At 61.9% G+C, this 15,191-nt stretch carries 14 protein-coding genes; 11 read left to right on the top strand and 3 right to left on the bottom strand.

The genetic code is table 11. The annotated features are described in order from the left end of the window. The first annotated feature begins 58 nt into the window (after positions 1 to 58). Both C3418_RS15175 and C3418_RS15170 read left to right on the top strand, forming a co-directional pair. The gene (locus C3418_RS15175; RefSeq protein WP_103858813.1) at positions 59 to 865 is read left to right on the top strand and encodes a siderophore-interacting protein; all 807 of its coding nucleotides are present in this window, start codon (positions 59 to 61) and stop codon (positions 863 to 865) included. 251 nt (positions 866 to 1,116) lie between these two features. Then, positions 1,117 to 2,223, top strand: coding sequence for a 3-deoxy-7-phosphoheptulonate synthase (locus C3418_RS15170; RefSeq protein ID WP_045524002.1), 1,107 nt, complete (start codon positions 1,117 to 1,119; stop codon positions 2,221 to 2,223). A gap of 470 nt (positions 2,224 to 2,693) precedes the next feature. Here the strand turns inward: C3418_RS15170 and C3418_RS15165 are convergent, their stop codons facing one another. Continuing rightward, positions 2,694 to 3,101, bottom strand: coding sequence for an H-NS family nucleoid-associated regulatory protein (locus tag C3418_RS15165; protein ID WP_010673634.1), 408 nt, complete (start codon positions 3,099 to 3,101; stop codon positions 2,694 to 2,696). 349 nt (positions 3,102 to 3,450) lie between these two features. After that, complete coding sequence (gene dsdC, locus C3418_RS15160; RefSeq protein WP_052814981.1) at positions 3,451 to 4,395, bottom strand: DNA-binding transcriptional regulator DsdC; 945 nt, start codon at positions 4,393 to 4,395, stop codon at positions 3,451 to 3,453. Positions 4,396 to 4,612: 217 nt separating this feature from the next. Between dsdC and dsdA the strand changes: the two genes are divergently transcribed. Further along, a complete protein-coding gene (gene dsdA / locus C3418_RS15155; protein ID WP_052814982.1) occupies positions 4,613 to 5,944 on the top strand; it encodes a D-serine ammonia-lyase in 1,332 nt (443 codons plus the stop codon). A gap of 339 nt (positions 5,945 to 6,283) precedes the next feature. Beyond that, positions 6,284 to 6,460: a hypothetical protein gene (locus tag C3418_RS15150; RefSeq protein WP_010673631.1), complete on the top strand. Its 177-nt coding sequence runs from the start codon at positions 6,284 to 6,286 to the stop codon at positions 6,458 to 6,460. Between the two features lie 66 nt (positions 6,461 to 6,526). Here C3418_RS15150 and icd read toward each other — a convergent pair whose 3' ends face one another. Continuing rightward, entirely contained in the window at positions 6,527 to 7,780 is a 1,254-nt protein-coding gene (gene icd / locus C3418_RS15145; RefSeq protein ID WP_010673630.1) for an NADP-dependent isocitrate dehydrogenase, read from the bottom strand. A gap of 410 nt (positions 7,781 to 8,190) precedes the next feature. Between icd and C3418_RS15140 the strand changes: the two genes are divergently transcribed. The 7 genes from C3418_RS15140 (at position 8,191) to C3418_RS15110 (ending at position 15,175) form a co-directional block, all read left to right on the top strand. Then, entirely contained in the window at positions 8,191 to 9,618 is a 1,428-nt protein-coding gene (locus C3418_RS15140; protein ID WP_223931267.1) for an alpha/beta hydrolase, read from the top strand. A 668-nt stretch (positions 9,619 to 10,286) separates the two neighbouring features. Continuing rightward, on the top strand, positions 10,287 to 10,580 hold the full coding sequence (locus C3418_RS15135) for a hypothetical protein (RefSeq protein WP_103858812.1): 294 nt from the start codon (positions 10,287 to 10,289) through the stop codon (positions 10,578 to 10,580). A gap of 103 nt (positions 10,581 to 10,683) precedes the next feature. After that, complete coding sequence (locus C3418_RS15130) at positions 10,684 to 11,466, top strand: hypothetical protein (protein WP_103261936.1); 783 nt, start codon at positions 10,684 to 10,686, stop codon at positions 11,464 to 11,466. A 157-nt stretch (positions 11,467 to 11,623) separates the two neighbouring features. Further along, positions 11,624 to 13,744 (top strand): hypothetical protein, encoded by a 2,121-nt coding sequence (locus C3418_RS15125; RefSeq protein WP_103261435.1) that lies wholly within the window; start codon positions 11,624 to 11,626, stop codon positions 13,742 to 13,744. 3 nt (positions 13,745 to 13,747) lie between these two features. Continuing rightward, a complete protein-coding gene (locus C3418_RS15120) occupies positions 13,748 to 14,509 on the top strand; it encodes a DUF3142 domain-containing protein (protein ID WP_103858811.1) in 762 nt (253 codons plus the stop codon). 7 nt (positions 14,510 to 14,516) lie between these two features. Next, a complete protein-coding gene (locus C3418_RS15115; protein ID WP_181023108.1) occupies positions 14,517 to 14,711 on the top strand; it encodes a hypothetical protein in 195 nt (64 codons plus the stop codon). Further along, complete coding sequence (locus C3418_RS15110; RefSeq protein ID WP_103858810.1) at positions 14,708 to 15,175, top strand: GNAT family N-acetyltransferase; 468 nt, start codon at positions 14,708 to 14,710, stop codon at positions 15,173 to 15,175. Before C3418_RS15115 ends, C3418_RS15110 begins: the two co-directional genes overlap by 4 nt. Positions 15,176 to 15,191: the final 16 nt, after the last annotated feature.

Below are 15,191 nucleotides of genomic sequence, written 5' to 3'. Positions count from 1 at the left end.
TTGATAATAATTTTCATTTCATCAAGAATGGGCGCCATCATCAGCCAGGAGTATGCCCATGTCTCAACCCGCCCCGGCCAATCGCCCCCGCCTGCTCACCGTCAAGCATGTTCAGGATGTGAGCCCGCATCTGCGCCGAATCTGCCTGACCAGCCCCGAGCTTGTGGACTACCCCTTCAGCTGTGGCGGTGCTCATGTCAAGATCATGCTGCCCCGACCGGATCAGCGCGAGATAGTGTTGCCCACCCCCACCGACAAGGGGCCTCGCTGGCTCGATCCCGCCCAGAAACCCGTCATTCGCACCTTCACCATACGCGCGTTTCGCCGGGAGGCGCTGGAGCTCGACATCGACTTCGCCCTGCACGGCGAGGCCGGTCCCGCCAGTCGTTTCGCCCTGCACGCCAAACCGGGTGACAAGCTCGCCATCTCGGGCCCGGGTGGTCCCTACCCCATGCTGCAAACGGCCGAGCACTATTACATGGCGGGGGATCTCACCGCCCTGCCCGCCATCAGCGCCATGGTGGAGGTGATGCCGGCCCATGCCCTCGGCCATATCGCCCTGCTGGTCCCCCATCAGGACGACGTGCAGGATCTGTCGCTGCCGGCCGGCGTCGACCTGCGCTGGTTCGTGGGCAATCCGGAACAGGCCGCGACCCTGGTGGCGCATTTCACCGCCCAGCCTATGGTCGCTGAGGGGAGCTATTTCTGGTTTGGCGGGGAAGAGAGCCTGGTCGTGCCGCTGCGCCGCCACGTCAGACGCGCCCTGGATGCCGAGCGCCAGCGGGTCTACGCAGTCCCCTACTGGCGCAGCGGCAAGGATGAAGACGCCTACCATCAGGACAGGCACGCCGTGATGGACAGCTGATCCCCTCTTTATCTTGTGACTGGCGGGCTTCTTCCCTCGGGGAAGCGGCCTGCTTTTGCTGCGATTCCCCCGCCATCGTTCCCTCTCCCCCCATCTTCGCCTGGCGACTTCATTGCGCTTGCATTTGAGACAAACACCAAGATAATGACAATCATTCTCAACAACTGCGATGAGCCATGAATCTGTCTGCTCCCAACAGGATGCCGCATACGGGTTCCCCATCGCACACATGCACAGCAAGGTAACTCCAGATGGCAGTTTTGAATTCGGTCATGCGCGCCTTCGCCATAGAGGCGCTCCCCACCCCTGCCGAGCTGCTGGCGCAGCACCCCTGTCCGGCCGACATGGCCCGGCACATCGACAACCAGCGCCATCAGGCACGCCGGATCCTGGCAGGTGAAGACGATCGCCTGCTGGTCGTGATTGGCCCCTGCTCCATCCATGATCCCGTCGCGGCCCTGGACTATGCCGGGCGGCTGGCACGACTCGCCACCGCCTATGAAGACAGCCTTCAGATAGTCATGCGCGCCTATTTTGAAAAGCCGCGCACCACGGTGGGCTGGAAGGGGCTGGTCTTCGATCCGCACCTGGACGGCAGCAACGACATCAATCGGGGATTGCATCTGGCACGCCAGGTGCTGCTCGACATCAATGGACTGGGGCTCGCCACCGCCACCGAATTCCTCGACACCACCAGCTTTCTCTATCTCGCCGATCTCGTCAGCTGGGGCGCCATCGGGGCACGCACCACGGAGTCTCAGGTCCACCGGCAATTGGCCTCCGCACTGCCCTGCCCCGTGGGATTCAAAAACGGTACGGACGGCAATATCCGGGTCGCCATCGATGCCATCCAGGCCAGTACCGCCTCCCATCTCTTCACCGCCCCCGGCAGCCAGGGCGGCATGGTAGTGATCAAGAGCGAAGGCAATCCCGACGGCCATATCATTCTGCGTGGCGGCACCCTGCCCAACTACCACCAGAGCGATGTGGCGGAGGCAGCAGACCGCCTCACCCGTCAGGGACTCCCCCCTCGCCTGATGGTGGATTGCAGCCATGGCAACAGCCAGAAGCTGCACACGAACCAGCTGAAGGTCGCCAAAGAGCTCTGTCGCCAGCTGAGCGAAGGGAGCCAAGCCGTCGCCGCCGTCATGGTCGAGAGCTTCTTGCTGGGAGGAAACCAGAAACCGGCTCCTCTGGGCGAGCTGCAATACGGTCTGTCAGTGACCGATGCCTGCCTCTGCTGGGAAGAGAGTGAACACCTGCTTGCCATGCTGGCAGAGGCGGTCCAGGCCCGTCGCCGCACCCGGAGAAAATACACACACGCCGTTCAGTCTGAACTCGGACAACCCGTCATCTAGCATTCGGTTTATTTGTTTGCCACCAATCCGTGTCTGCCTCATCCGCACATTGTCCGGCATCGTGCGGATATATCGCAGAAGAGCGGTGTCAAACAGACCATAAATAGAGGGGATAAATTAATAGGCGGTGGGCGTCATGCATCAGCATGAAAAAGAGACGGGCCGCTCAGGCGTACAGATGAGGATCCACCGCCGCTATTTCATTCTGTCACAGCAGGTATCCATGATCGTTTCTCACAAGGGACGAAGATACGCGGGCTGTATGAGTCCTCAGTGCGTATAAGTGGCGAGGTGGCGTGGAAGATGATGCGCCAACTTTATTGGGCACATGATGGTTATGGCTATTCCAGACGAGGCTCTCCAATTAACCGGAGTAACCTGCGCAATTGGGTTTTACTGCGACATCCTCTGAACCCTGAAAATAATAATGCCGCCCTGCAGGCGGCATTATCGAGATCCGGATCCGGCGATCAGATCAGGAAATCGTTCAGATCCTTGCCCAGCGCAACTTGCTCGGCGATGGCCTTGGGCATACGACCCTGACCGGTCCAGGTCTTCTCCTGACCGTCTTCCTGGTACTTGTATTTCGCAGGACGGGGAGCACGCTTGCTCTTGGTGGTGCCCGCCGCAGCCGGAGCCGCCACGCTGCCGATCAGCTCACGGGGATCGATACCAGCCTGTTGCAGCATTTCGGTGAATTCATTCAGTTTGCGCTGACGCTCTTCCTGTTCGGCACGTTCCTGTTCAACGGACTCGGCACGCTCGTTATATACCAGGTCAAACTTTTCTTTCGCTTCTTGCAGTTGCTCAAACGGCAGTTCACGAATGGCAGCGCGCAAGCTGCGAATGTTCAGCAGAACCTTCAGAAACTCGTTCATTACTTCCTCACAGAATTATTTTTGTATGTCACAGGGATAACACGATTTGAGAATAGCATGCCCATTGGATAACAACATAATGTTTTTATACCATCCGGCAGCGCTCTGACACCATATGGACATTATTCACCGTGGTTAATTCCCTGCCTGATACTTATTGGGAATACCCTCACGGACTTTATTTTCTATTTTCCCCGGTTAATCTCTGGTTCACCTCATCCGTTGCACACGCTGTTATCTCTTACCCGCGACGCTCTGCGCCAAGTCATTTAGCAGCAGTGCCGACCCTTATTGTACAAATAGTGCGCTCATGGGCATCACCTTCGCGGACAATAAACCAGGTCCCGTTTCAGGATGCCCCTTGCGCCTGATCCTGTATCCAGCGGATGAATGCCTGGATCTTGGGACACTGGCGATGAGGGAGGGTCGCCAGGTAATAACGCGGCTCGCAGCGCACCGCCATGTCCGGGAAGGGCATCACCAGCGCTCCGCTCGCCAGCGCCTGGCTTGCCAGCTGCCTGCGCCCCATGGCGACACCGGCGTGGTGGGTGGCGGCAAGGATCGCCAGATCCGCTCGATCAAATCCCATGTGTGACGAGCAGGCCTCCAGGGAGAGATGCCAGTGACTCCCCCAGGTGCGCCACTCGTCGCTGTCGGTGTCCAGGCCCCAGGCCTGCCTGTCATGGAGCAGGCGGCACTGCTGCAGATTCCCCACCTCCCCCATCAGACCGTGGTCGCTGGCGTATTGAGGGCTGCACACCGGCACCATGTATTCATCCATTAGGGGGTGGATGGCCAGGCCCGTCGGGGTTCTGGCATCGAAGTTGAGGGTCAGATCGATGCCGTAGCCGTGCAGGTTGATGTGCTCGTTGCCCGTCAGCAGGTTGAGCTCGATGTGAGGATGCAGACGGGAAAAATCGGCGAGCCTTGGCACCAGCCAGCACTGGGCGATGGAGGGGCGCGAGTGCAGCGTCAGGGAGCCCGACAGCGCCTGCTCCCTGATCTCCAGCACCTCCTGATTGATGAACTCCAGGGAGGAGGTGAGCGCCCAGAAGATGCGCTGCCCCTCCGTGGTCAAGGCTACCTTGCGGTGAAAGCGCTGGAACAGCAAAAACCCGAGTGCCTCTTCCAGGGCCGAGATGCGGTGGCTCACCGCGCTTGGGCTCAAGGAGAGCTCATCGGCGGCGAGCGCAAAGGAGCCGTGGCGGGCCGCAGCCTCGAAGGTGTGGAGCCTGGCGAGCTGATGACTGCTGAGCAGCTTGCTCCTCACCCCTGGGTGCTCATCGCGTTGCATGGTTGGGCCTCCCTCTCTTTTATCTGGCAGATGATACCAGAAGGGCGAGGTTTGCATTCACCAGGAAGACTCAACTCACCCGTATTCGAAGACACAGCAGGGTAGATGACCATTTACATCAACTGGGCTCATCCAAGCCACGCGTTTTATCATTTGTCACGGCAACGCTGGCGCCGTTCAATGGGATGATTCCGTCACCACTCCACGCGAGGCTTTCATGACACACACCGACATTGCCGGGCTCATCACCCGCTTTCCCCTGCTCGAGCCGCTGATCGCCCTCACCCCTGTGACCTGGTTCAATCCGGGGGCCACCTCCCTCGCGGAAGGATTGCCCCATGTGGGGCTCACCCGGCACGATGTGGCCACCGCCTCCGCCCGGCTCGCCCGCTTCGCCCCCTACCTGTGTGAGGCCTTCCCCGAAACCCGCGCCAGCAACGGCATCATCGAGTCCGGGATCGCCGCCATCCCGACCCTGCAGGGGACCCTCAATGCGCGCTACGGTGTCGAACTCACCGGCAGGTTGCTGCTCAAACAAGACAGCCATCTGCCCATCTCCGGCTCCATCAAGGCGCGCGGCGGCATCCACGAGGTGCTGGCCCATGCCGAACACCTGGCCATCCAGGCTGGGCTGCTGCGCGAGACGGATGACTATCGCACGCTGTTCTCGGACGAGTTCCGCCACTTCTTCAGCCAGTACAGCATCGCGGTGGGGTCGACCGGCAACCTCGGCCTCTCCATCGGCATCATGAGCGCCCGCCTCGGCTTTCGCGTCACCGTCCACATGTCCGCCGATGCGCGGGAGTGGAAGAAGAAAAAGTTGCGCGAACATGGCGCCATCGTGGTGGAATACGCCGAGGATTACGGGGTGGCGGTGGAGCAGGGACGCAAGGAGGCCGAGCGCGACCCCAACTGTTTCTTCATCGATGACGAGCACTCCCGCACCCTGTTCCTCGGCTACGCGGTGGCCGGTGAGCGGGTGAAAAAGCAGTTCGACGAGATGGGTATCAGGGTGGACGCCGACCATCCGCTCTTCGTCTACCTGCCTTGCGGCGTCGGCGGCGGCCCGGGCGGAGTGGCCTTTGGTCTCAAGCTGGCGTTCGGGGACAACGTGCACTGCTTCTTCGCCGAACCTACCCACTCCCCCTGCATGCTGCTCGGGGTCCACACCGGGTTGCACGATGCCATTGCGGTGCAAGACCTTGGCATCGACAACCTCACCGCCGCCGACGGCCTCGCGGTGGGACGCGCCTCCGGTTTTGTCGGCCGCGCCATGGAGCGGCTGCTTGCGGGCTTCTACACCCTGAGGGATCAGGAGATGTACGACCTGCTGGGGCTCCTGGCCCGGGATGAAGAGATCCGGCTCGAGCCCTCGGCACTGGCGGGCATGGCTGGCCCCTGGCGAGTGGCCGCCAACCTTGAGTGGCAGAGTGGGCAAGGACTGGATGCAGCCAAGATGGCCGGGGCCACCCACCTGGTGTGGGCCACCGGCGGCGGCATGGTGCCCGCCGAGGAGATGGAAAAATACCTGGCCTGCGCCCGGATCTGATCTTTTTTTCGCCCCCGTGACCCGCCGACCTGGCGGGTTTTTCTGCTGCGAGATCAGCAAGATGGCGCCTCAGCCCTCGCCACCATGACACAGACGGCCAGACTGCTGGACAGCCTGATTTGTCATCCAGCCCCACCGACTGGTTATTTTGTGATACGATAGAGACCGTTTTTTGACATCTGCGCCCCGTTGTCCCCTTTTTCCGGTGAGATAACCACCGGTTCCGGCGACCAACACCTGCCGGGCGCAGCACAACATGTGCCCAGTTCGAATCGCTCCTGCGCGACCTTGACGCCAGGAGCACTCCCCTCTGGGCACCTTAGATAAGGAGATCGGGCGATGAAACAATATCAAAGCTGGTTGGGACAATATCTGATGAGCCGCCGTGACGGAGACCACGCCATGGCATCCGAGCTCGCCAGCTCCATCTGCGAATTCTGGCAGGCCCGTGGAGATGAGGCCGAGACCAGCAAATGGCAGCAGATCTACGAGCAGCACGTGGAAAAAACCACCTGACGACCTGCTCTCCTCCATAAAAAAACCGGCGCTCATGGCGCCGGTTTTGCATTTCAACGACCCGGATCACATCTGGTCGATCATGTCCTGGGCGAACTGGGAGCAGGAACGCAGGGTGGCCCCTTCCATCAGACGCTCGAAGTCATAGGTGACGGTCTTGTTGGCGATGGCCGCTTCCATCCCCTTGACGATGAGGTCAGCCGCCTCGGTCCAGCCCAGGTGGCGCAGCATCATCTCGGCAGAGAGGATGAGGGAGCCCGGGTTGACCTTGTCCTGGCCAGCGTATTTCGGCGCGGTGCCGTGGGTGGCTTCGAACAGGGCGACGCCATCGCCGATGTTGGCGCCCGGCGCGATGCCGATGCCGCCGACCTGGGCCGCCAGCGCGTCGGAGATGTAGTCGCCGTTGAGGTTCATACAGGCAATGACGTCATACTCGGCCGGACGCAGCAGGATCTGTTGCAGGAAGGCATCGGCGATGACGTCCTTGACCACGATGGTCTTGCCGGTCTTCGGGTTCTTGAAGGAGCACCAGGGGCCGCCGTCGATGAGCTGGGCATCGTACTCTTTCTGGGCCAGGGCATAGCCCCAATCCTTGAAGGCACCTTCGGTGAACTTCATGATGTTGCCCTTGTGCACCAGGGTCACGGAGTCGCGATCGTTGTCGATGGCGTACTCGATGGCGGCACGGACCAGACGCTCGGTACCGGCCTTGGACATGGGCTTGATGCCGATGCCGCAGGACTCGGGGAAGCGAATTTTCTTCACGCCCATCTCGTTTTGCAGGAAAGCGATCACCTTCTTGGCTTCATCGCTGTCCGCCTTCCACTCGATGCCGGCGTAGATGTCTTCGGCGTTCTCGCGGAAGATCACCATGTCGGTCAGCTCGGGGTGCTTGACCGGGCTCGGTGTCCCTTCGTAGTAACGGACCGGGCGCAGGCAGACGTAGAGATCCAGCTCCTGGCGCAGGGCCACGTTGAGGGAGCGAATACCGCCGCCGACCGGGGTGGTCAGCGGGCCCTTGATGGCCACGCAGTATTCACGAATGAAATCCAGGGTTTCGGCCGGCAGCCAGGCACCTTCGCCATAGACATGAGTCGACTTCTCGCCGGTATAGATCTCCATCCAGGCGATCTTGCGCTCGCCTTTGTAGGCTTTCTCGACCGCAGCATTCACCACATTCAACATGGCCGGGGTCACGTCCACACCGATACCATCCCCTTCGATAAACGGAATGATGGGGTTGTGGGGAACCTGCAGCTTGCCGCTGGCATCGACTGTGATTTTCTGGCCCTGGGTCGGGATAACTACTTTGCTTTCCATCGGCATCTCCTAACTTCCGTTTGTTATCAATCTGATCGTTGCGCGCGGCCATCTTAAGCCCATCCATTTGCATAATCAAATAGCGGGCGTGCATGTCAGACCATAGTCGGGGAGTGGATCACAGTGCGCCTGAGGATCCCCTCCTCCCTCGCCGCCCTCAGGTCCTGACGAGGCGCAGGCCCCGTCCATCCGGGCCTCTTCCTCTCTTGATGACAGCGTCTCCCTGCCCTCGCCGCCCCGAAGGAGCCTTTCCCCCAAATCCCGTTCGCCTTTACATCGTCGTAACCCCTTTGGCGAGGCAAGGCGCGCCGGGGGACAGGCTGCCGGATCCGGACTAGGCTCTTTGCCAGTGATCGGGGCGCCCGGGGCGTGGCCGGTCATGAAGAGAGCACGTCAACAAGGAGAGCACCATGTTTATCGTCACCAACCGGATGGTCAACGAGCAGGGCAAGACCCCCAGCGAGATCTTTGGCGAAAAACCCGCAGAGGGCCCCAACGAACTGCGCCTCGCCGAGGCCCGGCGTCAGGGCAAGCAGTGGCAGCTGGACCTGCTGCCGGATCAGATCACCGCCGAGATGGCCGCCAGCGTCGGCCTTGACCCCGACCTCCCCCACCCGGCCAGCGCCTATGTGGCGCGCAAGCTGCTGGAGCGCTGCGCCGGGACCGGCAGCACGGCCAAACAGAAGCTCAAGACCGGCAAACACCTGCTGCTGTTCGTACACGGCTTCAACAACGATCTTGACGATGTGCTGGAGCGAGCCGCGGGGCTCGAGGCCCGGTACGGCGTCGAGGTGCTCTGCTTCAGCTGGCCCGCCAATGGCGGCGGCGCCCGGGGCGTGCTGAGCTACAAGAGCGACAAGCGCGATGCCCTGGCCTCGGCCGGGGCCCTTGACCGGGTGCTGGAGAAGATGAAGGGGCTGCTCGACGAGTTCAACGGCCAGTATGTGACGCAGCTGGAAGAGAAGGCCCAGAAGAAGTTCGCAGACAACGGCGAGGCCTGGGATCGCTACTTTGCCAAGGAGGTAAACAAGCGATGCCCCTTCACCATCAACCTGCTGCTGCACAGCATGGGCAACTACCTGTTCAAGCACCTGCTGGGCAGCACCACCTACCACGCCAACCAGCTGCTGTTCGACAACATCATCATGGCCGCCGCCGACACCAACAACGAGCTTCACGCCCAGTGGGTCGATCGCATCCAGTGTCGCAACCGCCTCTACATCACCATCAATGAGCGCGATGGTGCCCTGATGGCATCGCGCATGAAGATGGGGGAGCAGCAAAAGGCGAGGCTCGGCCACTACACCCGGCGGCTGGATGCCAGAACGGCCACCTACGTGGACGTGACCAATCAGCCCCATGTGGGGGACTCTCACGCCTACTTCGAAGGGGATGCCCTCGCCAACGAGAAGGTGCTGCGCTTCTTCCACACCGTCTTCAACGGCGGCACCGGCGAGAGCGCGGAGCTGTTCGATGCGGCCCCTCTATCGCCTCTAGCCACTGCGCAAAAAAACCACCGCCCCGAACAGGGCGGTGGTTTTTCATTATGCGCTCACTTGGTGGCCACAAGGCCGCCAGGGGCTAGTGTTCTGCCGCTTCCGGCTGGGGCGCTTCGCTGCGCTCCCGTTGCAGTTCATCGACCCTGGCCTGCCATCTGTCCTGGGCCTGTTTTTGCCCCTGGGACTCGAATTCCTGGCGCATGGTGTCGATTTTTTGGTCAAGTTTTTCCATCAGGATGTCTCCTTACATCTCGGGTTACACACTGGCTGACGGCACTGTTTGGCCAACCTGCTCACCCGATTGGACACCAGGTTTTCCCCAATTGTCCAACAAAATAAACGATTGATTATGCAAAAACCAATCTAGAAAATGGGTTAAAGCTCCTTATGAAACCCCATAAGCCACCCTGAAAACGCCTGATAAAAGCACTGTTTTTGCCATTGATATCAATACCTTGATATTTATAACTTGCTCAATGACTCCCTTGAGATCGGCATGACGAGGATATGCACATTTTTTTTCACAAAAACTCCCCGCTCTCCGCAATGCTGTTCACTTAAGAGAATTTGAGTTCCAGTCCACGTAGTATCAGGACAAAAAATCGAGGGAGGCATGATGCCTCCCTCTTTCTATTGCAAGCCCCGCTGGATAAAGGCTGGAGGAAGATCGACTGGACACAGCCTTGCCCCCTCAACTCAAATCCAATTTATGAATAATCAGTCAAAAAAGTGCTTATCTGAACAGCATTGCCCGCTCTCCGGGCTTTGCGACCGGAAAGGCCCCCTTGTCCATCCAAAAATGCGATAGGTTATGACACAACCCATCTCTTTAATGGATAGATAATCCCCAACCCCGGCCCTGCGGCTTGCCAGCCCGACCACCAGCAGGTTCGCTTGTTACCCATCCGGGCATATCCCGCCCCACTCCCGCCCCGATAAAATGGGGCCGCACCGCGCCTGCTGAGCGGGTTGTTGCCGCCCTCATCCCCTCTCGTCGGAGTCATGACATGGCTCTCTTCTGGTGGTTTGCCCTGCCCGTCGCCGCAGGCACCTTCTATGGGTGCTATTTCTGGAACCAGCGCCATGCCCAGCCCGACTGGCTGCGCCTGCCCACCCGCGCCGACTACCTGCACCAGCATCCCGAATGCGCCATCGACGATGAACTGGGGGCGCGCTGCTGCGCCTGCGGCTCCGACAAGGTGCTGGGCCACCCCCAGACCGGCTGGCCTGATCATCGCTTTCGCCACACCTGCCTCGCCTGCGGCAAGGCGCTCTTTCGCACCGAAGAGCCCCCTGTATAAGCATCCACATTCGCCCTTTTTGTATGGCGATGTATGGCGATGGCAGATGCTGACACCCGCGAAGCAGCAAAGAGCACATGCTCAGGGCAGGGAGACATCTCAGATGGAAAAGGATTTAACCGCACTGAAGCGCAAGTGGCTCAAGAAGCATCTGCAAGCGCTACGGGCAGCAAAAGACGAGGAAGAAGAAAAAGTAGGCATGCCAGGGTTTGTCGGCATCCTGTGCGCCCTGCTCCCCTTGCTGACAGCGGCTATCTATTTGGTCGGGATGCGATATTACCACGGCTATCTTGACCGCTTCGGCCTTGAATACACCGAGTTCTCCCAACCAGCGGATGTCACTCTTTTTCACGGATTCCTGCTGCTGCTACAGCTGCTCTTGCCTTACGTGTTCCCTCTCGTCATGACAGTTGGAGTGCTCTTTGCCACGCTCTCATGCCTGTTTTTCAAGGTGAGGTGGCGCTTGACTCTCTCATGGTGGGTGGTCCGCTTTTTTGTTCTGCTTCCCATCGTGATGAAGGGTGGGAAAATTGCCCGCACCTATCCCGCTCCATTTACATTTAGTTGTCTGATTTGGTTAAAGAATACCTATTTGAAATTTGCACTTTTCATGCTTCCTATCCTGTTGGTCATCTGGGCATCTGAATACACCAGACCCATGGGGGAGAAAGAGGCTAACAAGCAGATCACCCTCCTCGAACAAGGCAACTGGCCAGAGAGTAAGGCCCATAGCCAGTCCCCTCTGCTGGGGGATGAACCCCATATCCGCATCGGCTGCAACACCTCCCACTGCGCCTATCGCCTCAAGGGGGGTGACACCCTGATCCTGCGCCTCGACCAGATAACCGAAACCCGCTACCAGCCTGACAAGGCCGCGCCGAAATAGACGGCATGGCGCAGGCGTCCTGACAGAGAGAGCGCCGACCAGGTCAGAATGGGTTGTCGTTTGTGACCCTCTTTCGTACTATTGCCCGCCACTGCGAACCCCCTTTTCCGGCCCGGGCGTCACGCACGGCGCGGGCCCACAAACGGATAGCGATCCCATGACATCTCTGACCCACTGCTCGGTGCTGGCGATGACGCTGGTTGCACTGCCCGCCCTCGCCTCCGGTGACGGTGACGGGTGCGGCTTCTGGCTCACCGACTGCCCTCTCCCCACCTATCCGCTCTATCTCAACGAGAACGACACCCGGGGCAACCTGCTGATGCTGCTGGGGGATGCCCAGCATCACCCCCTCCCCTTCACCCTGCCGGCGGATCCGCTGAACGAGCGCAGCCAGCCGCTGTTCTACCTCACCCGCCTCCCCCAGCCGGAGGAGGTGGAGGACCCGGCGCTGCGCGAGCAGCTCGGCAGCCGACTGGCCGCCTACGACCCGTCCCTCTCCCCGCTGCTCGAGCACTACGCGGGCCACGACTCCCTCTACGGCCACGCCATCTCCAACTCCCTCTCCTCGGTCAGCGCGTTTCTGGACGCCCTCGAGCAGAGCGAGGTGCCCGCCCCGGAGCGCACCTCGCTGCTGCGAAGCCGTCTGCTGATCCTGGGGCAGCAGGAGAGCCCGGCCCCCGCGACCGAAATGAGCGGTGCTACCCTGGAGTGGCAGGGGTATCTGCAGGCCGCCCGGCACTTCTACGAGAGCCGCTTCGAGGAGGCCCGCGCAGGCTTTGCCGCCTTGCAGCAGGCCAAGGCCCCCTGGGTGGCCGAGAGCGCGACCTACATGGTGATGCGCACGGAGATCAACCTCGCGATGAAGGAGGCGAAGGACGAATACGGCGATCAGGACGTGACCAGGAGCGACAAGGAGGCCCTTCGCCGCGCCATGGCCCAGGGTCAGGCCTATCTGGCGGCCTACCCGCAAGGGCGCTACGCCAGCTCGACCAGAGGACTGTTCAGACGCATCCAGTGGATGGCCGGTGATCTCGGCGCCCTGCGGGATGCCTATGACGAGGCCATGGCAACCCGCCAGCCCTTGCCGGCGCTGGAGGCCCTGGTCAACGAGATCGATCTCACCCTGCTCAGTGGCGATGCCTATCGCCATCAGGCGGCCTATCAGGACTCGGCCCAGCCGGCGCTGCTGTTCGTCAATGCCCTGCGGGGTCTCAGACCGACCTATGAGCGGCCGCGGGACTGGCAAGATGCCCAGCTGGACGACGCCATCGCGCACCTGCAAAAAACCGGTCACCAGGCGCAGGCGGCCTATCTCAAGGCCTACGCCCTCTTTTTGGACAAGCAGTTCGAGCAGGTGCTGGCCCTGCCCTCCCCGAGGCAGGAGGACGCCACCCTGGCATTCAGCCACCAGATGCTGCGCATCTGGGCCTGGCAGGGCATAAAGGCCTTCGACAAGGCCGAGCAGGCCCTGATGGCGCTGGTGGCCTCCCCCCTGGGTCAGGCCCAGCAGGCGTTCGTGGAGAACGTGCTGGCGGATCACTGGGTGCGCACCGGCAACACGGCCGCCATCTTCCAACCGGGCAGCCCCATCACCCAGCTGCGCATCCGCGCGGCCGTGCTCAAGCAGGAGGCCGAACCCGCCCTGTTGCGCCAGCAAGCCAGTCAGGGCCCGAGCGCGGCGGAGCGGCAGATTGCGCTCCATACCCTGCTGGTGCGGGATCTCATCGCCAGCGACCCGGCCACCTTCTTGCAAGATGTGGCCCTCATCCCCGCCGATTACAAGGAGGCGACCCCTCCCGCCGACGCGCCCTGGGAGCCCGTGCCCAACGGGGATGTGCGCCTCTCGGCGTTCCAGTGGCGCGGAGAGGGGACGCCCCAGGGCTACCACTGCCGGGATCTGGCCCAGACCCTTGGCACCCTGGTGCAGCGCCCCGACGATGGTCATGCCCTCAACTGCTTCGGGGAGTACCTGCGCAGCCGGGATCCCCATATCGACCTGTGGCAGGATCGCGAGATGATCTGGGGGCTGGCGCAAGACGAGCGCCCCACGTTCCCGAGTCGCCTCGCCCTCTATCAGGCCGTGATGGCCAACCCCAAGGCGGAGCCCGAAGACAAGAGCTATGCCCTCTATCGCGCCATCCAGTGCTATGCCCCCTCCGGCTACAACAGCTGCGACAGCCAGGAGATCCCCAAACGCACCCGGCAGGCCTGGTTCAACACCCTCAAGCAGCGCTATGGCAACTCGGTGTGGGCCAGATCCCTCAAATACTACTGGTGAGCCATGAGCAGACCCCCTGAACGCGCCCTGCTGGCGCTGCTGCTGACGGCCCTGGCCACCCCCCTTGAGGCCAGTGTCGATGCCAGCGCCTATCACGGGTTCTGGCTCTGGTCCGCCACCCGCCACCAGTCGGTACTGGAACAGGCCAGCACCCTCTATCTGCATCAGGGGGAGATCCTGGACAGGCCCGGCGGCCCCCGCTTCGTCAAGCTGGGGCGGGTTCCCTTCCCCCTCAAGGCCGGGCAGGTCTGGCTGGTGGTGCGTGTCAACGCCCTCCCCCTCTCCCCCGCCCACGAGCAGGTGCTGGTGCGCCTCTACGAGGGGTGGCGCGCGGCCGGGGCCAGGGTGGCGGGCATCCAGATCGACTTCGATGCGGCGACCCGCCAGCTCGATCGCTATGGCAACGCCCTGCAACAACTGCGGCGCACCCTGCCTCCCGGGTGCAAGCTCAGCGTGACGGGGCTGCTCGACTGGGCGAAAACGGGGGACGTGGCAGAGCTCAATCGCCTGCCCGTGGACGAGCTGGTGATCCAGACCTATCAGGGCACGCGCACGGTGCCGGGCTATCAGGCCTATCTGCCCGCCATGGCGCACCTGACCATCCCGTTCAAGGTCGGGCTGGTGCAGGATGGGGAGTGGGATCCCGCCTGGCAGACAACACTGGCCGCCTCCCCCCACTACCGGGGCGAGGTGGTCTTCCTGCTCAACCGCCCGGCGCCGATCCCGGGGACCAGCCCCCCTGTTTCCCGGCATGACACCCCCTGAGACGCGGGTGAACCCTATCGGGACACAGGGGCAAGGGCGTGCCCACGGCAAGCAGCTGTGGCCGACCCAGATCCGGCTGGTGGCATCCACACCGGGCGAGATGCCGTACGAGAGGAACGCCGCCCAGGCCACCACATCGGTCAAGCCCGCCATCGTTTCGCGCGGCGCTCACCGTCACAAACAGGGAGAGAAACAAAGATGACGTTTGTCGAGATGGACCCCGCCCACCTGCCGCTGGCCCTGCTGCTGGAGGCCGATCCCGCCGCGTCGCGCATCGCCGCCTACCTGCCCGGGGCCTGGGGCTTTGTCGCCCTGGCGGACAACGAGGTCGTGGGGGCCTGCGTGGCGGGCCTGGTGGGGGAGCAAACCGCCGAGATCTTCAACATCGCCGTTGCCCCCAACCGCCAGCAGCAGGGCATCGGCTCCGGCCTGCTGCGCTTCGTGCTGGAGAACCTGGCCGGGAAGGGGATAGGCCGCGTCGAGCTCGGTACCGGCAGCTTCGGCCACCAGCTCACCTATTACCAGCGCCACGGCTTTCGCGTCCATGCCGTCGTGAAGGATCACTTCCTCACCCACTATCCCGAACCCCTGATGGAGCACGGCATCCAGCACAAGGACATGCTGCGCCTCTCCCTCGCACTGGCGCCGGACACCGCCTCCCCCTGACCCGAGAGGGAAGCCC

This window comes from Aeromonas sp. ASNIH8 (assembly GCF_002919855.1).
In the GTDB taxonomy this organism is placed as follows: domain Bacteria; phylum Pseudomonadota; class Gammaproteobacteria; order Enterobacterales; family Aeromonadaceae; genus Aeromonas; species Aeromonas caviae.
The sequence above is the reverse complement of the archived record's forward strand: the minus strand, read 5'-3'. Positions and strand labels throughout refer to the sequence as shown.